Origin of the sequence: Nocardioides marmotae (genome assembly GCF_013177455.1) — a bacterium.
GTDB lineage: Bacteria > Actinomycetota > Actinomycetes > Propionibacteriales > Nocardioidaceae > Nocardioides > Nocardioides marmotae.
The window spans coordinates 3,624,644-3,648,004 of sequence record NZ_CP053660.1; the positions used below are offsets into that span (position 1 = coordinate 3,624,644).

Here is a 23,361-nt window from a genome sequence, read left to right on the forward strand (position 1 = left end):
CGCCAGCGCGTCGTCAGGCACACGACCCGGGTGAGATCAGGAAACGATGGCGAGGACGTCGCGGCCGGAGAGGATCAGGTACTCCTCGCCGCCGTACTTGACCTCGGTGCCGCCGTACTTGCTGTAGATGACCTTGTCGCCCACGGAGATGTCCATGGGGACGCGCTCGTCGCCGTCGTCGTTGAAGCGGCCGGGGCCCACGGCCACGACCTCGCCCTCCTGGGGCTTCTCCTTGGCGGTGTCCGGGATGACCAGGCCGGAAGCCGTGGTCTGCTCCGCGTCGAGGGGCTTGACGACGATGCGGTCCTCGAGGGGCTTGATGTTGACCGACACGATGTCGACCTCCACTTTCAAACTCAGGTGTTTCAGGTGGGTGGTGCACGTCTGGTGCCTGCGGTCCGCCGCACGCCGTCGCGGGGGTCGTGCGTGGTTCGCAAGCGCTGGCACACTCACAGGGAGAGTGCCAGGACCGAAACTAGCACTCACCCGGCGCGAGTGCCAGATACCCCCGGCCTGCAAGGATCGGGCCTGTGGATCTCGACGCCTTCCGGTGGCTGCTGACCGAGCCGGGGCAGGCCCTGCTGGCCCGCGCGGGCGAGCTCGCCGGGTCCGACCCGCTCGCCGCGCAGACCGCGCTGCGGCGCGAGGCGAGCGCCGAGCACGCCGCGGCCGCGCTCACCCAGGCCCGGCTCCGGGTGCGCGCCGAGGCGAAGTTCGGCGACCTGGCCGCGCGCATGTACTTCACCGCCGACGGCCTCGAGCAGGCCACCCGCCTGGCCGTCGCCACCCACCGCGCCGCCCGCCTCCAGGCGTACGCCGCCCGCACGCTCGTCGACCTCGGCTGCGGGATCGGCGGGGACCTCGTCGCCGCCGCCCGCGCCGGGCTGACCTGCGCCGGCGTCGACCTCGACCCCGTGCGGGTCGCGGTCGCCGAGGCCAACCTCGCGGCGCTGGACCTGCCCGGGGCGGTGATGGTCGCGGACGCGACGACCGTGGACCCCTCCCCCTTCGACGTCGCCTTCGCCGATCCGGCCCGCCGCGGGGCGCGCGGGCGCACCTTCGACGTCGACGACTGGACCCCGCCGTGGTCCTTCGTGGAGCGCCTGCTGCGCCGCGACTCCTGCGTCAAGGTCGCCCCCGGCATCCCGCACGACATCGTCCCGGCCGGCGTCGAGGCCGAGTGGGTCAGCGACCACGGCGAGGTCAAGGAGGCCGCGCTGTGGTCGGGCGGGCTCGCCACGACCGCCCGGCGGGCGACGGTGATCGGCGACGGCGGGCTCGCGAGCCTCACCGACGAGGACGCCCCCGCGCTCGGGGAGGACGGCGTCGGGGTCCGGGCCGTGGGCCGCTACCTCTACGAGCCGGACGGGGCCGTCGTCCGCGCCGGCCTGGTCACCGCCGTCGCGGCCGCCGTGCAGGGCGGGCTCGTCGACGAGCACATCGCCTACGTCACCGGCGACGCGGCGTACCGCTCGCCCTTCGCGCGCGGCTACGAGGTCCTCGAGGAGCTGCCCTACCGCGAGAAGGCGCTGCGGGCGGCGCTGCGCGAGCGCGGCATCGGCACCCTGACGATCAAGAAGCGCGGCGTCGAGGTGGTCCCCGAGCAGCTGCGCAAGCGGCTCGCGCTCAGCGGCACGGAGGAGGGCACGCTCGTGCTGACCCGGGTCGCCGGCGCCGGGACCGCGCTGCTCGTGCGCCCGCTGGCCTGAGCCCAGCCCGTTCCACTCAGGCGGGGGTGGCGACGCCGTCGGTCTGTCCGCCGTCGGCGGTGCCCCGCGCGATGGCCGAGCCGGCCAGGTGCACCCGGGCGAGGGGGTGGCCGCGCAGCGGGAGCGCCAGCACCTCCCAGACGTCCTGGACGAGCGCGGCGGCGCCCCGGGCCTCCAGCACCCGGGTGAGCCACTCGCGCACCTCGACCATGATCGTCTCGTCGCCGGTCACCAGCGAGGAGGCCAGGCAGCCCAGCACGTGGTCGACGAGCTCCTCCAGCTCCGCCCACCACCGAGGCTGCATGCCGTCGACCGTCCTGGCGGGGTGGCGTGCGGCGAGCGCCCGCAGGACGTACGGCGTGATCTCGTGGCGGAACTCCCCCAGCCAGGCCGCCTCGACCTCGGCCGGCCCGGGAGGCTCCGGCGAGCGGGTGGGCAGCCGGCGGGGCAGCTGCTCGAGCAGGACGACGGCCTCCTCGAGGGAGGCGGCGTACGCCGTCGCGCCGATCGCGGTGGCCCGGGCCGGGTCGCCGCCGAACGCGGCGCCGAGGGCCACGACGGGGACGCCGGTCGCCAGGAGATGGCGCAGGACCGGCTTGAGCCGGGCCAGCGAGGAGGCCCGCGAGGCGCTGACCAGCAGCGCGCGCGGCTTGCGGCCGAGCACCTGGCGCAGCAGGTCGTCCGCGACGCCGTCCCCACCGACCAGGGTGGTGCGGTAGCCGGCCGAGGTCAGCCCCTCGGCCAGCACCAGCGCCGGCAGCTCCTCGGGCTCGACAGTGGCGACCACGACCAGCGGCCGGTCCGCGGGCGGCGAGGGCGCGAAGGAGCACAGCCAGTGCACGAGGCCCTCGTTGATCGCGGTCGCGACCTGTCGCTGCGCGGCGGTCCACTCACCGGCGAGCCAGTGGCCCGCGACCTGCTCCTGCGCCGGGACGATGACCTCGTCGATGACCTCGAGGTGGGTGCGCCCGGTGTCGCGCATCTGCTTGATGGCCGCCAGGGCGGCAGGGCGGTCGCCGTCACGCAGGGCCGTCCAGTAGTCCACCCGAGCTCGATCCACGCGCTCCTCTTGCCCGGAACCGGTGCGTCACATGCTTGGAGCGTTCCAACACCGGTCCCGGGCTCCGAGGATCGACCCGGGGGTCGTTCAGGCGCCGAGCGCCGCCTTCTCGGCACCGATGGTGGTGTCGTCGCCGTGGCCGGTGTGCACGACCGTCTCCTCGGGCAGCGCGAAGAGCTTCGCCCGGATCGAGGCCTCGAGCGTGGGCCGGTCGCTGAAGGAGCGACCGGTCGCGCCCGGACCGCCCTGGAACAGCGTGTCGCCGGTGAAGACGCAGCCGAGCTCCGGCGCTGCGAAGCAGACCGCGCCCGGCGCGTGGCCGGGCGTGTGCAGGGCCTTCAGCGTCACGCCACCGACGGTGATCTCGAAGCCGTCGGCGAGGTCGACGTCCCAGAGCCGGTCGGTGTGGGTGAGCTCCCACAGCGGCCGCTCGTCGGGGTGCAGCAGGATCGGCGCGCCCGACCCGCCGTTGACCCGCTCGCGCAGCTCCGGCGCGACCCGGCAGTGGTCGTCGTGGGCGTGGGTCAGCAGGATCGCCTTGACCGTCCGGTCGCCGACGACGTCGAGGATCGCGTCGACCGAGTGCGGGGCGTCGATGACGACGCACTCGGCGTCGTCGCCGACGACCCAGATGTTGTTGTCGACGTCGAAGGTCTCGCCGTCGAGGCTGAAGGTGCCGCTGACGACCGCGTGGTCGACGCGCACCGACCCGCCGGCGCCGGTCATCAGAAGACCACCACGCTGCGCAGCACGTTGCCGTGGTGCATCTTCTCGAAGGCGGCCTCGACGTCGTCGATGCCGATCTCCTCGGTCACGAACGCGTCGAGGTCGAGGCGGCCCTGCTGGTAGAGGTCGACCAGCATCGGGAAGTCGCGGGTCGGCAGGCAGTCGCCGTACCAGCTGGACTTCAGCGAGCCACCGCGGCCGAAGACGTCGATCAGCGGCAGCTCGGGGACCTTCATGTCCGGCGTCGGGACGCCGACCAGGACAACGGTGCCGGCCAGGTCGCGGGCGTAGAACGCCTGCTCCCAGGTCTCCGGGCGGCCCACGGCCTCGATGACGACGTCGGCGCCCTCGGCACCCTCGTACGTCGCCCCGCAGATCTCCTTGACCCGGGCGACCACGTCCTCCTTGGAGGAGTCGATCGTGTGGGTCGCGCCGAGCTTCGTCGCGCCCTCGAGCTTCTGGGCGTCGATGTCGATCGCGATGATCGGGCTGGCCCCGGCCAGCGCGGAGCCGGCGATCGCGGCGACGCCGACGCCGCCGCAGCCGATGACGGCGACGGACGTGCCGCGGGTGACGGCGCCGGTGTTGATCGCGGCGCCGATGCCGGCCATCACGCCGCAGCCGAGCAGGCCGACGGCGGCCGCGCGGGCCTCGGGGTCGACCTTGGTGCACTGGCCGGCCGCGACCAGCGTCTTCTCGGCGAACGCGCCGATCCCCAGCGCCGGGGACAGCTCGGTGCCCGCGTCGTCGCCCTCGGCCAGCGTCATCTTCTGCGTGGCGTTGTGGGTGTTGAAGCAGTACTGGAGATCACCGCGCTTGCAGGCGCGGCACTCGCCGCACACCGCGCGCCAGTTGAGGACGACGAAGTCGCCCGGCGCCACGTCGGTCACGCCCTCGCCGACGGCCTCGACGACGCCGGCGGCCTCGTGGCCGAGCAGGAACGGGAAGTCGTCGTTGATCCCGCCCTCGCGGTAGTGGAGGTCGGTGTGGCACACCCCGCACGCCTGGACCTGCACGACCGCCTCGCCCGGACCCGGGTCGGGGACGTTGATGGTGGTGACCTCGACCGGCTGGCCCTTGCCACGCGCGACGACTGCCTTGACCTGCTGCATCTGTGCTCCTGCTCCCTCGGGTGGTACTTGCGTCCACCAGCCTAGAGCCGCCCGACGGCACCCCCGGACCGGCCGTCGCGGCGGGGCCACGGCCGGCGGCCGGCCGGTGGATCCACCACGGCGTCCCCAACCCTGGGGGTTTCCGTCGCGGGTCCTGGCCCGCGGTCGACGCCGCGCCTAGCGTCGCTCCCCACACCCTGGGGAGGCGCTGGTGCACGCTCGGACCGCACGAATCCTGGTCGGCGTCCTCGCGCCGACCACCCTGCTCGGCGCCGCGCTCGCGGGCGCCGGACCGGCCTCCCCGGCGGCGTCGGCCCCGGTGGCCGCCGCCCCCGACCCCGTGGCGCTGGTCGCCTCGGTGCGCGAGACCGTGTCGGTCGCCAGCGCCGGCGACGCGCTCGACGACCCGGCCGTGTGGGTCCACCCCTCCGACCCGGCGCGCTCGCTGGTCCTCGGCAACGACAAGCTCGGCGGGCTCGAGACCTACGACCTCGACGGGAACCTCGTCCAGCGGCTCACCGACGACACGGCGTTCTGGGGCAACGTCGACGTCCGCCAGCGGGTCGCGGTCGACGGCGTCGTACGCGACGTGGTCGCCGTGGCGCACGACGGGCTCCGGCTCTACGACGTCGACCCCGCCACCCGGCTGCTGCGCGACACGGGCGAGGACCGCGCGATCACCGGCAGCGGCGAGGGCGTCTGCCTCTGGGTCGACGCGGCCGCCCAGGAGGTCCACGTCGTGCTGATCACGATCGCGGGCCGGCTGCAGCAGTACCGGCTCGGGGACGCCGACGCCGACGGTCTGCTCGAGGGGACCCTCGTCCGCGACCTGGAAGTCGGCTCGGAGGCCGAGGGGTGCGTCGCCGACGACGACACCGGCGCGCTCTACGTCAGCGAGGAGGACACCGGGTTGTGGCGCTACGCCGCCGACCCCGCGACCGGGGACGACCGCACCCTGGTCGACGGCGTCGCCACGGCCGGGGGTCACCTCGTCCCCGATGTCGAGGGCGTCACCCTGGTCGACCTGCCCGACGGGACCGGGTACGTCGTGGCGTCGGCGCAGGACCTCGAGGACCCCGACGCGAGCTACTTCGCCGTCTACGACCGCCTCGACAACACCTACGTCCGCTCCTTTCGGGTCGACGCCGGGGCCGACTCCGACGACTGCGACCGCACCGACGGGATCACCGCGGTGGCGACGCCGCTCGGGCCGGACTTCCCCCGCGGGATCTTCGTGTGCCAGGACCACGACAACCAGGCGCCGGGCGGCGCGGGCAACCAGGACTTCAAGTACGTCCCGCTCGAGACGGCCGTGGCGCTGCCCGACCCGCCCCCGCCGGCCTCGCCGGTGCGGCCGGTGGCCGCGGTGGTGACCGGCGCGAACGCGACGGCCTGGACGACGCGGGTCCCGGGCGCCGTACGGCCCGGGGACGCGCTGCTGCTGTTCTTCTCCCGCAGCACCGGCCCCGGCAGGTTCACCGGCCCCGGGCGGGGGTGGACCCGGGTGCGCGCGCTGCGCGACGGCACGCTGCGCACCACCCTGTGGCGGCGCGTGGTGACCGCGGCCGACGCCGGGTCGACCGTGGCGGTCTCCTTCTCGACCGGCGTGCGCCAGGGCGCCCTGACCCTCGCGGCCTACCGCGGCGTCCGGCGCTCGGGCCCTGTCGCCGGCTCGGCCGCGGCGCCGGAGCCGGGCACCTCCGCCACCCACCGCACCCCGATGGTGACGGCCCCGGCCGGCGGGGCGTGGCGGGTGTCGTACTGGGCCACCAAGTCCGCCGCGGCGACCGCGTGGGCCGCACCCGCCGGCGAGGTCGTCCGCGCCACCTCGGCCGGCGCGGGCGGCGGCCGGGTCGCCACCCTGCTCACCGACCCCGGCCGCGCCGTCCCCGCCGGCCGCACCGGCGGCCTGGTCGCCGGCACCGACGCCGCCACGGACAAGGCGACGTCCTGGACGGTGCTGCTCGCGCCCCGCCCGTCCTGACCCGGCGCCTGCCAGGGACCGGCGGGCCCGGACGGCTAGGGGGTCGTGTGCCCGAGCACGCGCCCGGCCGCGTCCTGGGGCACACGACCCCCGCCGCGGGCCGCGCCGGGACGCCGGGAGCAGCCGAGCCGCTAGACGAGGACCTCGGTGACCGGCAGCGAGGAGTCGGCGGGCAGGTCGAGGGCGGAGGGGGTGCGGCCGCGGGCGACCATCTCGGCGCCGAGCGCGGCGACCATCGCACCGTTGTCGGTGCACAGCCCGGGGCGGGGCACGCGGACCCGGATGCCGAGCTTGGCGGCCCGCTCCTCGGCGAGGTGGCGCAGCCGGGAGTTGGCCGCGACGCCGCCGCCGATGAGCAGGTCCTCGATGCCCTCGGAGGCGGCGGCGTCGAGCGCCTTGCGCACCAGCACGTCGCAGACGGCCTCCTGGAAGGACGCCGCGACGTCGGCCACGGGGACCGGCTCGCCGGAGCGCTCGCGGGCCTCGACCCACCGGGCCACGGCGGTCTTGAGGCCGGAGAAGGAGAAGTCGAACCGGTGCCGCTCGAGGTCGCGGCGCGAGGTCAGGCCGCGCGGGAAGTCGACGTACACCGAGGAGCCCTCGCGTGCGGCGCGGTCGATGTGCGGCCCGCCGGGGAACGGCAGCCCGAGCAGCCGGGCCACCTTGTCGAACGCCTCGCCGGCCGCGTCGTCGATGGTGGCCCCCATCGGGTCCACCCCGCCGTGGGCGCCGGTCACGTCGGTGACCCGCAGCAGGCTGGAGTGGCCGCCGCTGACCAGCATCGCGATGCACGGCTCGGGCAGCGCGCCGTGCTCGAGCTGGTCGACCGCGACGTGGGCGGCGAGGTGGTTGACGCCGTAGAGCGGCTTGTCGAGGCCGATGGCCAGCGCCTTGGCCGCCGCGACGCCCACGAGCAGGGCGCCGGCGAGGCCGGGACCGCTGGTGACCGCGATCGCGTCGACGTCGGAGGGGCGGATGCCGGCGGTCTCGCAGGCCCGCTCGATCGTGGGCACCATCGCCTCGAGGTGGGCGCGGCTGGCGACCTCCGGCACGACCCCGCCGAAGCGGGCGTGCTCCTCGACGCTGCTGGCCACCGCGTCGGCGAGCAGCTCGTGGCCGCGGACGATGCCGACGCCGGTCTCGTCGCAGGAGGTCTCGATGCCGAGCACGAGGGGGGCGTCCGTCACGCCCCCATTGTGCGCGGTGCAGGATGGCCGGCGTGCGCGAGGTGGCCGTCGGGGAGCTGGCAGCCACGAGCGCGGTGCCGTTCGTGCGGCACGCCGTCGGCCCTGCGACGTACGACGCGGCGTGGGTGCGCGGCGCGGCGGTGCTGGTCCACAGCGCGCACCACACGGTCGGGCTCGGCCCGGCCGACGACCTCGGCCCGCTGATGGCGGAGCTGGTCGCGCGCCTCCGGCCGGCGCGGCTGAGCGTCGAGGAGGCGGCGTACGACGCCGTGCCGGCGGCCTGGGCCTACCCGGTGCGCGGGCGCTGGCACTGGATGCGGGCCACCGAGCCCGCTCCCCCGCCAACGGTCCCGCTGGAGCAGGTCACCGACGCGGCGGCGATCGACGCGGTGCTCGACGTCGCGCAGCCCGACACGTTCGGCCGGCCGGGCACGCCGGGCATCGAGGGCTGGCTCGGCGTGCGGGTGGCCGGGCGGCTCGTCGGCGTGGGCGCCGTGCGGCGCGACCCGGACGGCAGCGGGCACCTGCGCGCGGTCTCGGTGCTGCCCGGGGAGACCGGCCGCGGCCTGGGCCTCGCCCTGTCGGCGGGGCTGACCCGGTGGGCGATGGACCGCCCGCCGCACGTCGCGACGCTGGGGGTCTACACCGACAACGCGCCGGCGCTGCGGATCTATGAGCGGCTCGGCTACCGGGTGGAGCACACCCTCTGCTCCGGGCCGCTCAGCAGCCCTTCCTGAGCGGGAGGCGCAGCACCACCGCGGTCGCGCCGTCGCGGTAGTAGCGCCGCCGGCGGTCGACCTCGACGAACCCGCGGGCGGCGTAGAAGGCCAGCGCGCCCGCGTTGTCCTCGCGCACCTCGAGCAGCAGCCGCTCGGCGCCGCCCGCCCGCGACCGGGCCACCACCTCCTCGAGCAGGTCGGTGGCGTGGCCGCCGCGCCGGGCGGCCGGGGTGACCGCGATCCGCTGGAGCTCGGCGACGTCGGCGACGATGCTGGCCACCGCGTGGCCGACCACTCCGCCCGCGCCGCCCGCGCCGCCGGCCTCGACCTCGGCCTCGGCCTCGGCGACGAGGTAGACCACGGTCGGCACCTCCCCGGCCAGCCCGGCGGCGATCAGCCCGCGCGACCAGGCGTCGGCGCCGAGGCACTCCTCCTCCAGCGCGGCGACCGCGTCGAGGTCCTCGGGCCCCGCGGCGCGGACGCTCACGAGACCGGCTTGGGCTTGCCGGGCAGCGCGGCGTCGGGGCGCCGCAGGTAGAGCGGCTCGGGGTCGAGCAGCTCGGCGCGCTCCTCGGTCACCACCCGCGCCAGCCACCCGGCGCTCGGGCGCACGGGGCCGCGGGCGTCGGGGAACGCCTCGGGGTAGAGCACCGCGCCCTCGCCGACGACCGGGCCGTCGGTGGCCACCACGGCGGGGCGCTCGACGACCGGCCCGTCCAGGCGCGCGCCGTCGGCGTCGTACGCCGCCAGGTAGACCTCCTTGCGGCGGGCGTCGGTGGCCACGTGGAAGCCGGTGCCGATCCCGCCGGCCGCGGCCTCGGCGGCGAGCACGTCGAGCGAGCACACGCCGTAGACCGGGACCTCCAGCACGAACCCGAGGGTCCGCGCAGTGACCAGCCCGACGCGCAGCCCGGTGAACGGGCCGGGGCCGACGCCGGCCGCGACGGCGGTGAGGTCCTGGCGGACCGCGCCGGCCTGCGCGAGCGCCTCGGCGATGAGCGGGGCGAGCTGCTCGCCGTGCTTCATCGCGCGCTCGGAGACGAGCTCGGCGACGACGTCCTCGCCGTCGTGGAGCGCGACGGTGACGTAGGGGGTGGCGGTGTCCAGGGCGAGCAGCAGGGTCATCCGAGTCCTCGGAAGGAGAGGGCGTGCCAGCGGGGGCCCACCGGGGTGATCTCGACCCGGCGCGGGTCGAGCTCGTCGGGCACCGCTGCGGGGTCGGCGGTGGGGTCGGCGGTGGGGTCGGCGGTCGGGTGGGTGACGTCGGGGGCGTCGTCGGCCTCGGCGCGGACGATCCGCACCTCCAGCCGCGACTCGGTGAGGCCTTCGGCGAGCCCCTCGCCCCACTCGACCACGGTGACCGCGGTGTCCAGGTCGGTGTCGAGGTCGAGGTCGTCGAGCTCCTCCAACCCGCCGAGCCGGTAGGCGTCGACGTGGACGAGGTCGGGTCCGCCGACCAGCGAGGGGTGCACGCGGGCGATGACGAAGGTCGGCGAGGTGACCTGGCCGCGGACGCCGAGGCCGGCGCCGATGCCCTGGGTCAGCGTGGTCTTGCCGGCGCCGAGCTCGCCGCTGAGCACGATCAGGTCACCGGGGGCGAGCTGGCCGGCCAGCGAGCGGCCCAGCGCGTGCATCGCGTCGGGGGTGGGCGCCTGGAAGACCGCGGTGCGCAGCGGGCGGCGCATCTCGACCAGCGGCGAGCGGCGAGCGATCTCCCGGAAGCCCTGGCGCTCCCAGAAGCGGATCGTGCGCGGCAGCTCCTCGCGGGCCACGACGGTCACGTCGTCGTACCCCTCGGCGTGGTCGACGACCGCGTCGATGAGCCTCCCGGCGATGCCGTGGCCCTGGGCGGAGGGGACGACGCCGAAGCGGCGGAGGTAGACGGTGCTGCCGACCGGGTCGAGCACGAGCGCGCCGACCGGGTCCCCGTCGAGGCAGGCCAGCAGCCCGCCGTACGGCGCGAGCAGCCGGGCGATGGACTCCTCGGTCTCGCTCAGCGCGTCGGCCGGCGGGTCGAGCGGCGGGCGGGCGGCGAACGCCTCCTGCACCACCGCCAGCACCTGAGCCGCCGCCTCCGGACCCACCCGGACGACCTGGACCTCGCTCACCGAGCCACCCTCTCCTCACGTACCGCGGCCAGCAGCCGGTCGAGCTCGGCGTCGACCTGCTCGTGCCGCTCCAGCACCACCATGTGCCCGGCCCCCTCGACCTCGACCAGCCGGGACCCGGCGATCCGGGAGTGCAGCTTGCGGCTGTGCCCGATGGAGGTCACCCGGTCGGCGGTGCCGCACAGCACCGTCGTGGGCACCCGGCCGATCACCTCCACCGCGTGGAACTTGTCGAGGCCGCCCAGGGCCGGGAAGAACCCGGCCACCACCTCGTACGGCGTGCCCGACAGCATCGCGTCGGTGAACTCGACGTACGCCGCCGGGACGTCGTCGCCGAACGCGAACAGGTCGGTGGCGACCATCGCCACCGACTTCCCCAGCCGGCGGATCCGGTCGACCGCGGCGGGCCGGCGCGCGAGCGTCGCCACCGTGCGCCGGGCCAGCGGCAGGCCGATCTTGGCCGGCACGACCGGCAGCAGCAGGCGGCCCACGTCGAGCCCGCCGGCGGTGGTGCTGACCAGGCCGACGCCGACGACCCGCTCGCCGAACAGCTCGGGGTGCTCCTCGGCCAGCGCCACGACGGTCATCCCGCCCATGGAGTGGCCGACCACGACGACCGGCCCGTCGGGGGCGACCTCGTCGATGATGCGCGCGAGGTCGTGGCCGAGCTGCTCGATGGTCGCGTGCTGCATCTCCGAGCGGCCCGAGCGGCCGTGGGAGCGCTGGTCATAGAGGACGGTGCGGACGCCCGCGCGGCGCAGGTGCAGCCGCTGGTAGTGCCAGCAGTCCAGGGAGAGCGCGAAGCCGTGGACCAGGACGACCGTGAGGTCGCTGGGCTCGGCGGGCTCGTCGACCTCCACGTGCAGGGGCACGCCGTCGTCGGCGACGACCGTCAGCGGGGTCGCGCGCAGCGAGCCCAGCGGCACCTCGGGGTGGTCGGCCCGCCCCGGCCCGGGCCGTCGCGTGAGAGCGCGCCGGCGGTGGGTGACCCCGACCGCCGCGCCGGCCGCGGCGAGGCCGGCCGCGCCGAGGACGGCGCCGGTGAGCCTCCGCGCGCCGCTCATCGGCCGCTCCCCCGGGTGCTGCTCCCGCTGTCGGGGGCGGCGTCGAGGGCGGCGTCGAGGGCGGTGTCGGTGTCGCGCTCGCTGTCGACGTGGGTGCGGACCATCCGGCCGCCGCCGATCCGGGTGACCACCTCGTAGCTGATCGTGCCGGCGGCCTCGGCCCAGTCCTGTGCGGTCGGCGCGCCGTCGCGGCCGGTGCCGAAGAGGACGACCTCGCTGCCCGGCTCGGGCCGGTCGCCGTCGAGGTCGACCACGAGCTGGTCCATGCAGACCCGGCCGCGCACGGGGCGCTGCCGCCCGGCGATCCCCACCGACGCGGTGCCGCTGGCCGAGCGCAGCACGCCGTCGCCGTACCCCACCGGCACCAGGCCGAGGGTGGTCGCGCGGTCGGCGACCCAGGTGTGGCCGTAGGAGACGCCGGCGCCGGCCTCGACGTCCTTGACCATCGCCAGCGTCGCGCGAGCGGTCATCGCGGGCACGAGGCCGAGGTCGGGGAGGTGGCCGGGCGCGGGGTCGAGGCCGTAGGAGGCGAGGCCGCAGCGCACGAGGTCGAACCGCACGCTGGGCCGCAGCACCGCCGCGGCGCTGTTGGCCAGGTGGCGCACCTCGGGGCGGAGGCCGGCGGCCTCGGCGACGGCCAGCGCCTCGCGGAAGACCCGCTCCTGGCTGTCGTTCGCGGGGTGGTCGGGCTCGTCGGAGGCCACCAGGTGCGACCAGATGCCGGTGACCCGCCAGTGCCCGGCGACCTCTCCGGCGCGGGCCGCCTCGACCAGCGCGGGCCAGTCCGCGGGCGTCGCGCCGCCGCGGGAGAGGCCGGTGTCGATCTTGAGCTGGAGGCGCGCGGGGGTGCCGATGCGGCGGACGGCGGCCTCGACCTCGGCCAGCTCGGCCAGCGAGTACGCCGTCAGGTCGACGCCGGCGGCGATCGCGGGGCCGTAGTCCTCGCCCGGCGCGGTCAGCCAGCACAGCACGCGGCCCGTGTCGCCGGCGGCCCTCAGCGCGAGCGCCTCGTCGAGCGTGGCCACGCCGAGCCAGGTCGAGCCGGCCTCGCGGGCGGCGCGGGCGACCTCGACCATGCCGTGGCCGTAGCCGTCGGCCTTGACCACCGTCATCATCGCGACGCCGCAGTGCTCGCTCAGGACCCGGACGTTGTGCCGGACGGCCGCGAGGTCGACCACCAGCTCGGCGCGCGGGACCGGCAGGGGGCTCATGATCGCCCATCCTCCCACCCCGGGCGGGTCGCGGCGGGCTCAGGGGCGGGCTCAGGGGCGGGGCAGCCCCCGCACGGCGGCCGGCAGCGCCCGGGCGACCTCGGAGGCGACGAGCGGCCCGCCCCGCGCGGCGAGGGTCGCGGCGGCGCCGTGCAGCCAGGACCCGACGCTCACCGCGTCGAACGGCTCCAGACCGGTCGCGAGCAGTGCGCCGACGACCCCGCCGAGCACGTCGCCGGCGCCCGCGGTCGCCAGCCACGGGGTGCCGGTCGTCGTCACGCGCACCCGCCCGTCGGGGCGCGCGGTCACGGTGCGGCGGCCCTTGAGCACCACGACGGCGGCGTGCTCCTCGGCCGCGCGGCGGGCCCACCCGAGCGGGTCGGCCTCGATCTCGGTGCGCTCGCGGCCCAGCATCGCGGCGAGCTCGCCGGCGTGCGGGGTGAGCACCAGGTCGGGCCGGCCGTGGCTCGGGCGCAGGTGGCGCAGCGCGTCGGCGTCGACGACCGTCGGGACCTCGTCGGCCAGGGCCGCCGCGAGCGCCTCGCCGGCGTGCTCCCCGCCGCCGGAGCCGACCACCCAGGCCTGGACGCGGCCGGCGCCGACGACCTCGGGGTGCGCCTGGCGCACCCGGTCCGCGACGGGGTCCTCGCCGACGTACCGGACCATGCCGGCGAGCCCGCAGGCGGCGCCGGCGACGCTGAGCAGCGCGGCGCCGGGGTACTCCGCGGAGCCGGCGCGGACGCCGACGACGCCGCGGGTGTACTTGTGGTCCTGCGGCCGGGGCCGCGGCACGAGCCGCGCGACGTCCTCGGCCTGCAGCGACTCGATCGCCGCGGGCGGCAGGTCCAGGCCGATGTCGACGAGGTGCACGGTGCCGCTCGCCTCGGCCGCGGGGTCGAGGAGGTGCGCGGCCTTGTGGGTGCCGAAGGTGACCGTCAGGTCGGCCGTCACGTGCGGGCCCTCGAGGCGGCCGGTGTCGACCTCCACCCCCGACGGCACGTCGACCGCCACGACCGGCACCCCGGCCACCGCGGCGAGCGCGGCCTGCGCCTCGGGCCGCAACCCCGGGCGGCCGCCGATCCCCACGATCCCGTCGACCACCACATCCGGGCGGTACGTCGCCTGCTCCACGCTCCGCCCGCCCGCGGCGCGCAGCGCGGCCAGCCCGCCGGCGTGCGCGTGCTCGGAGAGTAGCACCGCCTCCACCCGGGCGCCGCGCCGGGCCAGCAGCGCGCCGGCGTGCAGCGCGTCCCCGCCGTTGTCCCCGGACCCGACCAGCAGCAGCACCCGCGCGCCGTACGCCCCACCCAGCAGGTCGACCACCGCGTGCGCCAGCCCGTGGGACGCCCGCTGCATCAGCGTGCCCTCCGGCACCCGGGCCATCAGCTCCCGCTCCGCCGCGCGCACCTGCTCGACCGTGTGGGCGTACCGCATGCCCCGACGCTAGCCGCCTCGTGATGCCGAGCGTGCGCTCCGGCGCACTCTCAGCATCACGAGGCGGGTGGGGCGAGGGGCTGTGGACGAGCGGCACGCGCCGGCGCGGGTCTGGGGCACGCTCACCCCGTGACGGACGAGACCTGGCGGACGGTGAGCGCCCGGCAGGCCGGCATGGTCAGCCGGGCGCAGCTCGCTGCGGTCGGGATCGACCGGTTCGCGATCCGCAACCAGGTCGCCGCCGGGCGGTGGGTGCTGCGCTCCCCCACCGTGGTCAGTACGACGACCGGCGAGCCGACCCGGCTGCAGAAGCTGTGGCTGGGGGTGCTCCACGCGGGCGGGCGCAGCCTGCTCGGCGACCTCACCGCCGCCGAGGTGGCCGGCCTGCGCGGGTGGCACCGGGAGCCGGTCACCGTGCTCGTCCCCTACGACCTCGACCTGGACGACGACGTTCCCGGGATCCACATCGCCCGCACCCGGCGACGACTGCCCGCCCTGCAGGACCCGACCAGCGTCCTGCCCCGGATGCGGATCGAGCCGGCGGTGCTCCACTTCGCGGCGTACCAGCCCTCCCCGCGCACCGCCCAGGGCGTGGTCGCGGCCGCGGTCCAGCAGCGGCTGACCAGTGCGACGGACCTGTTGGCCTGGGTCGACCGGATGCGACCGCTTCGCAAGGCCCCGCTGCTGCGGGCGGCGCTGGGCGAGATCGCCCACGGCTCGCAGTCGCTCTCCGAGATCGACGTGGTCCGGCTCTGCCGTGACCACGGCCTGCGCCCGCCCGACCGACAGGTGCGCCGCCGCGACGCGGAGGGGCGGCTGCGGTTCACCGACTGCGAGTGGCGGCTGGCCGACGGGTCCGTGCTGGTGCTCGAGGTCGACGGGGCCTTCCACATGGAGGTCGCGCACTGGGAGGACGACCTCGCCCGGCAGCGGCGCCTGACGACCGACCGGCGCCGCGTCGTCCGCTGCACCTCCCGCGAGCTGCGCGACGAGCCGGAGCGCCTGGCCGTGGACCTGCGGCGTCTCGGTGTCCCGCGCGCGGCCTGAGGCGCCCGGCCCGGACCCCGCCTCGCGGCCCCGTGGCCTCGCCTCGTGATGCCCACCGTGCGCTCCGGCGCACGCTCAGCATCACGAGGCGGGATCGATCAGGACTCCAGGACCACGACGGCGGAGGCGACACCGGCGTCGTGGGAGAGCGAGAGGTGGACGGAGACGACCCCGAGCTCGTCGGCGCGGGCGCGGACCGAGCCGCGCATCTCGAACAGCGGGCGCCCGGAGGACTCCGAGACCACCTCGGCGTCGTGCCAGGCCAGGCCGACGGGGGCGCCGAGGGCCTTGGCGAGCGCCTCCTTGGCCGCGAACCGGGCGGCCAGCGAGGCCAGCGGGCGCGAGGCCTCCGAGGGGGTGAACAGCCGCGCGGCCAGCCCGGCGGTGCGCTCGAGGGACTGCCCGAAGCGCTCGATGTCGACGACGTCGATGCCGACGCCGATGACGGGCATCAGCGGCTCACTCGACGGTGACGGACTTGGCCAGGTTGCGGGGCTGGTCGACGTCGTGGCCCATCGCGGTGGCCAGCTCGCAGGCGAACAGCTGCAGCGGCACGACCGCCACCAGCGGCTGCAGGAGCACCGGCACCTTCGGCAGCCGGATCAGGTGGTCGGCGTACGGCTCGATCGAGGTGTCACCCTCCTCGGCCAGGCAGATCGTCCGCGCACCCCGCGCCCGGACCTCCTGGATGCCCGAGATCATCTTCTCGTGCAGGTGGTCCCGGCCGCGCGGCGGTACGACGCACAGCACCGGCAGCCCCTCCTCGACCAGCGCGATCGGGCCGTGCTTGAGCTCGCCGGCCGCGAACCCCTCGGCGTGGATGTAGGCCAGCTCCTTGAGCTTCAAGGCCCCCTCGAGCGCCACCGGGTAGCCCGCGTGCCGCCCCAGGAACAGCACCGACTTGGTGTCCACGTGAGCTCGCGCCAACGCGTAGACGTCCTCGGCCTGGGCCAGCACCGACTCGATCTGCTCGGGGATCGCGTCGAGCTGACGCACCACGTCGCTGATCTCGTCGCCGTACCGGGTGCCCTTGACCTGCGCGAGGTAGAGCGCCAGCAGGTAGCAGGCCACCAGCTGGGTCAGGAACCCCTTGGTCGAGGCGACGCCGATCTCCGGGCCCGCGTGGGTGTAGATCACCGCGTCGGACTCCCGCGGGATCGTCGAGCCGTTGGTGTTGCAGATCGCCAGCACCTTCGAGCGCTGGGCCCGCGCGTGCCGGATCGCCTGCAGGGTGTCCGCGGTCTCCCCCGACTGGCTGATCGCCACCACCAGGGTCGAGTAGTCCAGGATCGGGTCGCGGTAGCGGAACTCCGACGCGAGCTCGACCTCGACCGGGATCCGGCACCAGTGCTCGATGGCGTACTTGGCGACGAGACCGGCGTAGAACGACGTCCCGCACGCGATGATGATGATCTTGTCGATGTCGCGCAGCTCCTGGTCGGAGAGGCGCATCTCGTCCAGCTGCAGGTTCCCCTCGCGGGTGTGCCGCCCCAGCAGCGAGTCCGCGACCGCGCGCGGCTGCTCGAAGATCTCCTTGCGCATGAACCAGTCGTGGCCGTCCTTCTCCGCCGCCGAGAGGTCCCAGTCCACGTGGAAGCGCGTGCCCTCGGCCGGCTCCCCGTCGAAGGTGGTGACCTCCACACCCTCGCGGGTGATCGTCACGACCTGGTCCTGGCCGAGCTCCAACGCCTCACGGGTGTGCTCGATGAACGCCGCCACGTCCGAGCCCAGGAAGTTCTCCCCCTCCCCCAGACCCACCACCAGCGGCGAGTTGCGGCGCGCCGCGACCACGCGTGAGGGGTCCTGCCCGTCGACCGCGACGAGGGTGAACGCACCCTCCAGTCGCTGGCAGACCCGCTGCATCGCGGTGGTCAGGTCGACCCCGGACTCCACCTGCAGCTCCAGCAGGTGCGCGGCGACCTCGGTGTCGGTCTCGGAGAGCAGCACGTGGTCGTCGGCCTCGAGCCGCGCCCGCAGGTCCGCGAAGTTCTCGATGATGCCGTTGTGCACCAGCGCGACCCGCCCGGTCGAGCCCAGGTGCGGGTGGGCGTTGACGTCGTTCGGCGCCCCGTGGGTCGCCCACCGCGTGTGCCCGATCCCCGTCGTCGAGGCCGGCAACGGGTTCTCGGCCAGGATCTTCTCCAGGTTCGCCAGCTTCCCCGCCTTGGTCGCCGAGGCGATCCTCCCGGCGTCGACCACCGCGATTCCAGCGGAGTCGTACCCGCGGTACTCCAACCGGCGCAGGCCCTCGATGACGACGTCCTGGGCCTGCCTCTCCCCGACGTACCCGACGATCCCGCACATGGGGCCCACTCTAACGACGTGGGACCGCGCGCCCCGCTTCGCCGAGGGGGCTGCAACAATCGCCGCCATGTCGCGAGGCTCGTCAGGCTCGACGGGTGCCCGGACCGGGCCCGGTCCCGTCCACCCCGATGAGACCCCCAAGGAGGCCTCGCCCTACATCGAGCTCGACCGCAGCGCCTGGGCCGCCCTCGGCACGGGTGCCGAGAGCCCGCTCAGCCACCAGGAGATCCGCACCCTCCGCGGCCTCGGCGACTCCCTGGACCTCGACGAGGTCCGCGACGTCTACCTGCCGTTGAGCCGGCTGCTGAGCCTGTACGTCGAGGCGGCCGGGCGCCTGCACCGCAAGCAGGAGGACTTCCTGCACCGCCGCACGCCGCCGCGCACGCCGTTCGTCATCGGCGTCGCCGGCTCCGTGGCGGTCGGCAAGTCCACCACCGCCCGCGTCCTGCAGCAGATGCTCGCCCACTGGCCCGAGCACCCGAACGTCGCGCTGGTGACCACCGACGGGTTCCTCTACCCCAACGCCGAGCTCCAGCGCCGTGGCATCCTGCACCGCAAGGGCTTCCCGGAGTCCTACGACCGCCGCGCGCTGTTGCGGTTCGTGGTCGACATCAAGTCCGGCAAGGACGAGGTCGAGGCGCCGGTCTACTCCCACCTCGTCTACGACGTGGTCCCCGACGAGAAGGTCGTCGTCAAGCGCCCCGACATCGTCATCGTCGAGGGCCTCAACGTCCTCCAGCCGGCCCGCGTCCGCGACGACGGCCGCACCAGCCTGGCCGTCAGCGACTTCTTCGACTTCAGCGTGTACGTCGACGCCGGCCGCGACAAGATCCGCGCCTGGTACGTCGAGCGGTTCCTGCGGCTGCGCGAGACCGCGTTCCGCGACCCCGGCTCCTACTTCGCCAAGTACGCCGCGCTGACCCACGACGAGGCCGTCGTCGAGGCCGAGCGGATCTGGGACACCATCAACGGCCCCAACCTGGTCGAGAACATCCTCCCGACCCGCTCCCGCGCGAACCTGGTCATGCGCAAGGACCGCGACCACTCGGTGCGCTACGTGCGGCTGCGGAAGCTCTAGCGACCGCTCACGGACGCTAGGACAGCGCGAGCCGCTCGCGGACGACGGTCGCGAGCCGGTCGGCGACGTCGCGGGCGCCGTCCTGCGAGGCCGCCTCGACCATGACGCGGACCAGCGGCTCGGTGCCCGAGGCGCGCAGCAGCACGCGACCGGAGTCGCCGAGCCTGGCCTCCTCCGCGGCGACCGCGGCAAGGAGCACCTCGTCGTCGGTGCGGGTCTTGTCGACGCCGGGGACGTTGACGAGCACCTGCGGGAAGCGGGTCATCACCGAGGCCAGCGAGGCGAGCGACCGGCCGGTGAGGGCCATCTGCTCCAGCACGTGCAGGGCGGTCAGGGTCCCGTCGCCGGTGGTGGCGTACTCCCGCATGATGACGTGGCCGGACTGCTCACCGCCCAGCGAGAAGTGGTGGGCGTTCATCTCCTCGAGCACGTAGCGGTCGCCGACGGCGGTCTGGCGCACCGAGATGCCGGCCTCCCCCATCGCGCGGACGAAGCCGAGGTTGCTCATCACCGTCGCGACGACGGTGTCGTCCTTGAGGTGCCCGGCATCGCGGAGGCCGAGCGCGAGGATCGCGAGGATCTGGTCGCCGTCGACGACCTGGCCCGTGGCGTCGACGGCCAGGCACCGGTCGGCGTCGCCGTCGAGGGCGAAGCCGGCGTCGGCGCCGTGCTCGACGACGGCGGCCTGCAGCGGGCCGAGGTGGGTCGAGCCGACCCCATCGTTGATGTTGAGCCCGTCGGGCGAGGCGTTGATCGCGACGACCTCGGCCCCGGCGGCGGCGAGCGCGGCGGGGCCTGCGACCGAGGCGGCGCCGTGGGCGCAGTCGAGGACGACCTTGAGGCCGCGCAGCGGCTGCACGGTGGAGACGAGGTGCTCGACGTACTCCTCGATGGGGGTGGCGTACGGCGTCACCCGGCCGACGTCGCCGCCGGTCGGGGGCTGCCACGGCTCGCCCATGAGCGCCTCGATCTGCCGCTCGAGGGCGTCGTCGAGCTTGACCCCGCCACGGGCGAGGAACTTGATCCCGTTGTCGGGCATCGGGTTGTGCGAGGCGCTGATGACGACGCCGACGTCGGCGCCGAGCGCGTCGGTCAGGTACGCCACGCCGGGCGTCGGCACGACGCGGACGCGGACCACGTCGACGCCGGCCGAGGCGAGCCCGGCGACGACGGCGTGCTCGAGGAACTGACCCGAGATCCGGGTGTCGCGACCGACGACGGCCAGCGGGCGGGACCCGCTGAACTCACCGCGGTCGACGAGCACCCGGGCGGCAGAAACGGAGAGGTCCAGGGCCAGCGAAGCGGTGAGAACACCGTTCGCCTGGCCCCGGACCCCGTCCGTGCCGAACAGACGACCCACGTGGGACGTCAGCGCTTGCTGAACTGCGGCGCCTTGCGCGCCTTCTTCAGACCGGCCTTCTTGCGCTCGATGACGCGCGCGTCGCGGGTCAGGAGGCCCGCCTTCTTCAGGGTCGGGCGGTTGGCCTCGACGTCGATCGCGTTCAGCGCACGCGAGACGCCCAGACGCAGCGCGCCGGCCTGGCCGGTGATGCCGCCGCCGTGGATGCGGGCGATGACGTCGAAGCGGCCCTCGAGCTGCAGGGCGGCGAACGGCTCGTTCACGACCTGCTGGTGCAGCTTGTTGGGGAAGTAGGAGTCCAGGGTCCGCCCGTTCACGGTCCACTGGCCGGTGCCGGGGACGATGCGGACGCGGGCCACGGCCTCCTTGCGACGGCCGGTGGCCGCGCCGGGGGCGATGGTCGCGGGACGGGCCGGCGCGTCGGCGGACGGCGCGCTCTCCGAGCTGTAGGCGACGCCCTGCTCGTTGACCTCGTAGGTCTCCTCGACCTCGGTGTTGGTGTCGGTGGTCTCAGCCACGGTGATCCTCACTCAGACTTTCGGTAGGGCAGTCGATTACTGGGAGATCTGGATGATCTCGAACGGGACGGCCTGCTGGGCCTGGTGCGGGTGGTTCGGGCCGCTGTAGACCTTGAGCTTCTTCAGCATCTGCCGACCGAGGCGGTTCTTGGGGAGCATGCCCCACACGGCCTTCTCGATGACCTTGCGCGCGTCCTTCTCGAGGAGCTCACCGACCGGGGTGGCCGAGAGGCCGCCCGGGTAGCCGGAGTGGCGGTAGGCCATCTTGGTGGTCTTCTTGTTGCTCGACAGCGCGACCTTCTCGGCGTTGATCACGATGACGAAGTCACCGGTGTCGGCGTTGGGCGCGAAGATCGGCTTGTGCTTCCCGCGCAGGAGGTTGGCGGTCTGCACGGCGAGACGACCCAGGACGATGTCGGTCGCGTCGATGACGTGCCACTCGCGCTGGATGTCAGCGGGCTTCGGGGCGTACGTACGCACGGCTGCTCTGCTCTCTTCGTTCGTGGTTCCCGCGGCGGAGGGCCCGCGCGGGTGGTGCTGCTGCGACTTCTGACGAACACTGCCCGGCTCGCCCGACCGTTCCCCACACACGCGAGGAGAGGTCGTCGTCCGGATCTGCACCCTCCCCACATCAGAGGGGGCGGGCGCGGCAGGAGTCGCGACCGGCAAGGCTACGGCTGCACGGGACCCGGGGTCAAAATACCGAGGCCCGCCGTACCGGCTCTCGGGACACCGGGTTAACGCGGTTGCCCCCTGCGGTCTAGGTTGGGCGCGTGACTGACTCTCTCACCGTCCGCGACAACCGCACCGGACAGGAGTACGACGTCCCGATCGCCGACGGCGCCATCAAGGCCGCGGACCTCGGGAAGATCAAGGCCGGAGAGGACGCTCCGGGCCTGGCCGTCTACGACCCCGGCTTCGTCAACACCGCCTCGTGCCGCAGCTCCGTCACCTACATCGATGGTGACGAGGGGATCCTGGAGTACCGCGGGTACCCCATCGAGCAGCTGGCTGAGAAGTCGAACTTCCTCGAGGTGGCCTACCTGCTCATCCATGGCTCGCTGCCCGACAAGGCGCAGTACGACGCCTGGGTGCACGAGATCACGTACCACACGTTCGTGCACGAGAACGTCAAGACCTTCATGCAGGGCTTCCGGTACGACGCGCACCCGATGGGGATGCTCATGGCGTCGGTGGGGGCCCTGTCGACGTTCTACCCCGACGCGCGCAACATCAGCGACGCCGACAACCGGCACATGCAGATCGTGCGGATGATCGCGAAGATGCCGACCCTCGGCGCCTGGTCGTTCCGCCACGCGCAGGGCAAGCCGTACGTCTACCCGGACAACGACCTCGGCTACACCGCGAACTTCCTCTCGATGCTGTTCAAGATGAGCGAGCAGAAGTACGAGGCCGACGAGCGCCTGGTCAAGGCCCTCGACGTGCTCTTCATCCTGCACGCCGACCACGAGCAGAACTGCTCGACCAACGCGGTCCGCTCCGTCGGCTCCTCGCAGGTCGACCCGTACTCCGCGGTCGCGGCCGGGGTCGGCGCCCTCTACGGGCCGCTCCACGGCGGCGCCAACGAGGCCGTGCTGCGGATGCTGCGCCGGATCGGCACGAAGGAGAACATCCCCTCCTTCATCGCCGGCGTGAAGGAGGGCAACGAGCGACTGATGGGCTTCGGCCACCGGGTCTACAAGAACTACGACCCGCGCGCCCGGATCATCAAGAAGGCCGCGACCGACGTCTTCGAGGTCACCGGGACCAACCCGCTGCTCGAGATCGCCCTGGAGCTGGAGAAGATCGCGCTCGAGGACGAGTACTTCGTCAAGCGCAAGCTCTACCCCAACGTCGACTTCTACTCCGGCCTGATCTACGAGGCCTTCCAGTTCCCGCCGGAGATGTTCACCGTCCTCTTCGCGATCGGCCGCACGCCGGGCTGGCTGGCCCAGTGGCTCGAGCTGGTCCAGGACAAGGAGCAGAAGATCGCGCGTCCCAAGCAGATCTACACCGGCGACCGGGGCCTGACCTTCACCCCGGCCTCCGAGCGATGGGCCTGACGCACGACCCGGACCACCCCACGACCCCGGACGGCACGCCGTCCGGGGTCGTGCGCGTCCGGGGCGTGGTCTGGGACCTCGGGAACGTCCTCATCGACTGGGACCCGCTCGCCGCCATCGCGGCGGGCGTCGGCGAGGAGGAGGCGCGCCGCTTCCTCGCGGCGAGCGACTTCGACTTCCTGGCCTGGAACCACGGCCCCGACTCCGGGGACAGCTGGGAGCAGGCGGAGGCGGAGGTACGCCGCACCCACCCGCACTGGGCCGAGCACGCCCTGGCCTACCGCGCGAACTTCGCCGCCTCGCTGCTCGGCGAGGTGCCGGGCACGGCCGACCTGGTCGGCGAGCTGCACGCCGCCGGCGTGCCCCAGTGGGGCCTGACCAACTGGTCCGACGAGCTCTACCCGCACGCACCGGAGCGGTTCGAGGTGGTCGCGCTGCTCGACGGGGTGGTGGTCTCCGGCACCGAGCGGGTCGCCAAGCCCGACCGCCGCGCCTACGAGCTGGTCGCGGAGCGGATGGGCCTCCCGCTCACCGCGCTGGCCTTCGTCGACGACCGGGCCAGCAACATCGAGGCCGCGGACGCGCTCGGCATGGCCGGCGTGCTGTTCACCGGCGCCGAGGACACCCGCGCCCGGCTGCGCGCCCTCGGCCTCCCCGTCTGAGCTCCGCCGCTGCCG

At 74.5% G+C, this 23,361-nt stretch carries 23 protein-coding genes; 7 read left to right on the forward strand and 16 right to left on the reverse strand.

All coding sequences use genetic code 11. From position 1 onward, the window contains the following. Positions 1-36: 36 nt before the first annotated feature. Complete coding sequence (gene groES, locus HPC71_RS17140) at positions 37-333, reverse strand: co-chaperone GroES (protein WP_171897342.1); 297 nt, start codon at positions 331-333, stop codon at positions 37-39. Between the two features lie 197 nt (positions 334-530). On the opposite strand from groES, the gene HPC71_RS17145 reads away from it, so the two are divergent. Next, the gene (locus HPC71_RS17145; RefSeq protein WP_171896970.1) at positions 531-1,709 is read left to right on the forward strand and encodes a class I SAM-dependent methyltransferase; all 1,179 of its coding nucleotides are present in this window, start codon (positions 531-533) and stop codon (positions 1,707-1,709) included. 16 nt (positions 1,710-1,725) lie between these two features. On the opposite strand, the gene HPC71_RS17150 is transcribed toward HPC71_RS17145, so the two are convergent. The 3 genes from HPC71_RS17150 to HPC71_RS17160 form a co-directional block, all read right to left on the reverse strand. Further along, positions 1,726-2,769: a cobalamin B12-binding domain-containing protein gene (locus tag HPC71_RS17150; RefSeq protein WP_154615613.1), complete on the reverse strand. Its 1,044-nt coding sequence runs from the start codon at positions 2,767-2,769 to the stop codon at positions 1,726-1,728. An 87-nt stretch (positions 2,770-2,856) separates the two neighbouring features. Beyond that, on the reverse strand, positions 2,857-3,495 hold the full coding sequence (locus tag HPC71_RS17155) for an MBL fold metallo-hydrolase (RefSeq protein ID WP_154615611.1): 639 nt from the start codon (positions 3,493-3,495) through the stop codon (positions 2,857-2,859). Continuing rightward, positions 3,495-4,607 carry an S-(hydroxymethyl)mycothiol dehydrogenase gene (locus tag HPC71_RS17160; protein ID WP_154615609.1) on the reverse strand — a complete coding sequence of 371 codons (1,113 nt, stop codon included), beginning with the start codon at positions 4,605-4,607 and terminating at the stop codon, positions 3,495-3,497. Before HPC71_RS17160 ends, HPC71_RS17155 begins: the two co-directional genes overlap by 1 nt. 211 nt (positions 4,608-4,818) lie before the next feature. On the opposite strand from HPC71_RS17160, the gene HPC71_RS17165 reads away from it, so the two are divergent. Beyond that, on the forward strand, positions 4,819-6,591 hold the full coding sequence (locus tag HPC71_RS17165; RefSeq protein ID WP_171896971.1) for a phytase: 1,773 nt from the start codon (positions 4,819-4,821) through the stop codon (positions 6,589-6,591). A gap of 131 nt (positions 6,592-6,722) precedes the next feature. On the opposite strand, the gene tsaD is transcribed toward HPC71_RS17165, so the two are convergent. Then, positions 6,723-7,778 carry a tRNA (adenosine(37)-N6)-threonylcarbamoyltransferase complex transferase subunit TsaD gene (tsaD, locus tag HPC71_RS17170; RefSeq protein ID WP_171896972.1) on the reverse strand — a complete coding sequence of 352 codons (1,056 nt, stop codon included), beginning with the start codon at positions 7,776-7,778 and terminating at the stop codon, positions 6,723-6,725. A gap of 32 nt (positions 7,779-7,810) precedes the next feature. Here tsaD and HPC71_RS17175 point away from each other — a divergent pair, with 32 nt between their 5' ends. After that, entirely contained in the window at positions 7,811-8,515 is a 705-nt protein-coding gene (locus tag HPC71_RS17175) for a GNAT family N-acetyltransferase (RefSeq protein WP_154615603.1), read from the forward strand. On the opposite strand, the gene HPC71_RS17180 is transcribed toward HPC71_RS17175, so the two are convergent. Genes HPC71_RS17180 through HPC71_RS17205 form a run of 6 tightly spaced genes read right to left on the reverse strand, consistent with a single transcriptional unit; the run spans position 8,499 to position 14,314 of the window. After that, on the reverse strand, positions 8,499-8,984 hold the full coding sequence (locus tag HPC71_RS17180) for a GNAT family N-acetyltransferase (protein ID WP_171896973.1): 486 nt from the start codon (positions 8,982-8,984) through the stop codon (positions 8,499-8,501). The genes HPC71_RS17175 and HPC71_RS17180 overlap by 17 nt on opposite strands. Next, on the reverse strand, positions 8,981-9,622 hold the full coding sequence (gene tsaB / locus HPC71_RS17185; protein WP_171896974.1) for a tRNA (adenosine(37)-N6)-threonylcarbamoyltransferase complex dimerization subunit type 1 TsaB: 642 nt from the start codon (positions 9,620-9,622) through the stop codon (positions 8,981-8,983). Before tsaB ends, HPC71_RS17180 begins: the two co-directional genes overlap by 4 nt. Next, positions 9,619-10,605 (reverse strand): tRNA (adenosine(37)-N6)-threonylcarbamoyltransferase complex ATPase subunit type 1 TsaE, encoded by a 987-nt coding sequence (gene tsaE, locus HPC71_RS17190; protein ID WP_171896975.1) that lies wholly within the window; start codon positions 10,603-10,605, stop codon positions 9,619-9,621. Before tsaE ends, tsaB begins: the two co-directional genes overlap by 4 nt. Further along, positions 10,602-11,669, reverse strand: coding sequence for an alpha/beta fold hydrolase (locus tag HPC71_RS17195; protein WP_154615601.1), 1,068 nt, complete (start codon positions 11,667-11,669; stop codon positions 10,602-10,604). The genes tsaE and HPC71_RS17195 overlap by 4 nt, the downstream gene beginning before the upstream one ends. Further along, entirely contained in the window at positions 11,666-12,880 is a 1,215-nt protein-coding gene (alr, locus tag HPC71_RS17200) for an alanine racemase (RefSeq protein ID WP_154615599.1), read from the reverse strand. The genes HPC71_RS17195 and alr overlap by 4 nt, the downstream gene beginning before the upstream one ends. 51 nt (positions 12,881-12,931) lie before the next feature. Further along, on the reverse strand, positions 12,932-14,314 hold the full coding sequence (locus HPC71_RS17205; RefSeq protein ID WP_154615598.1) for an NAD(P)H-hydrate dehydratase: 1,383 nt from the start codon (positions 14,312-14,314) through the stop codon (positions 12,932-12,934). A gap of 129 nt (positions 14,315-14,443) precedes the next feature. Between HPC71_RS17205 and HPC71_RS17210 the strand changes: the two genes are divergently transcribed. Next, complete coding sequence (locus tag HPC71_RS17210; RefSeq protein ID WP_154615596.1) at positions 14,444-15,361, forward strand: PDDEXK family nuclease; 918 nt, start codon at positions 14,444-14,446, stop codon at positions 15,359-15,361. A 98-nt stretch (positions 15,362-15,459) separates the two neighbouring features. Here the strand turns inward: HPC71_RS17210 and HPC71_RS17215 are convergent, their stop codons facing one another. Together HPC71_RS17215 and glmS are read right to left on the reverse strand one after the other, a co-directional pair. Beyond that, positions 15,460-15,813, reverse strand: coding sequence for a holo-ACP synthase (locus HPC71_RS17215; protein WP_154615594.1), 354 nt, complete (start codon positions 15,811-15,813; stop codon positions 15,460-15,462). A 7-nt stretch (positions 15,814-15,820) separates the two neighbouring features. Next, positions 15,821-17,665 (reverse strand): glutamine--fructose-6-phosphate transaminase (isomerizing), encoded by a 1,845-nt coding sequence (gene glmS, locus HPC71_RS17220; RefSeq protein WP_154615592.1) that lies wholly within the window; start codon positions 17,663-17,665, stop codon positions 15,821-15,823. Between the two features lie 67 nt (positions 17,666-17,732). Here glmS and coaA point away from each other — a divergent pair, with 67 nt between their 5' ends. Beyond that, positions 17,733-18,743, forward strand: coding sequence for a type I pantothenate kinase (coaA, locus tag HPC71_RS17225; RefSeq protein WP_154615589.1), 1,011 nt, complete (start codon positions 17,733-17,735; stop codon positions 18,741-18,743). 16 nt (positions 18,744-18,759) lie between these two features. Here coaA and glmM read toward each other — a convergent pair whose 3' ends face one another. Genes glmM through rplM form a run of 3 tightly spaced genes read right to left on the reverse strand, consistent with a single transcriptional unit; the run spans position 18,760 to position 21,101 of the window. Continuing rightward, complete coding sequence (glmM, locus tag HPC71_RS17230) at positions 18,760-20,103, reverse strand: phosphoglucosamine mutase (RefSeq protein ID WP_171896976.1); 1,344 nt, start codon at positions 20,101-20,103, stop codon at positions 18,760-18,762. Positions 20,104-20,111: 8 nt separating this feature from the next. After that, positions 20,112-20,621 (reverse strand): 30S ribosomal protein S9, encoded by a 510-nt coding sequence (rpsI, locus tag HPC71_RS17235; protein WP_229707102.1) that lies wholly within the window; start codon positions 20,619-20,621, stop codon positions 20,112-20,114. A gap of 36 nt (positions 20,622-20,657) precedes the next feature. Further along, the gene (rplM, locus tag HPC71_RS17240) at positions 20,658-21,101 is read right to left on the reverse strand and encodes a 50S ribosomal protein L13 (RefSeq protein WP_171896977.1); all 444 of its coding nucleotides are present in this window, start codon (positions 21,099-21,101) and stop codon (positions 20,658-20,660) included. Between the two features lie 293 nt (positions 21,102-21,394). Here rplM and HPC71_RS17245 point away from each other — a divergent pair, with 293 nt between their 5' ends. After that, on the forward strand, positions 21,395-22,684 hold the full coding sequence (locus tag HPC71_RS17245) for a citrate synthase (protein WP_171896978.1): 1,290 nt from the start codon (positions 21,395-21,397) through the stop codon (positions 22,682-22,684). Beyond that, positions 22,675-23,346 carry an HAD-IA family hydrolase gene (locus HPC71_RS17250; protein ID WP_154615583.1) on the forward strand — a complete coding sequence of 224 codons (672 nt, stop codon included), beginning with the start codon at positions 22,675-22,677 and terminating at the stop codon, positions 23,344-23,346. The genes HPC71_RS17245 and HPC71_RS17250 overlap by 10 nt, the downstream gene beginning before the upstream one ends. The last annotated feature ends 15 nt before the right edge of the window (positions 23,347-23,361 follow it).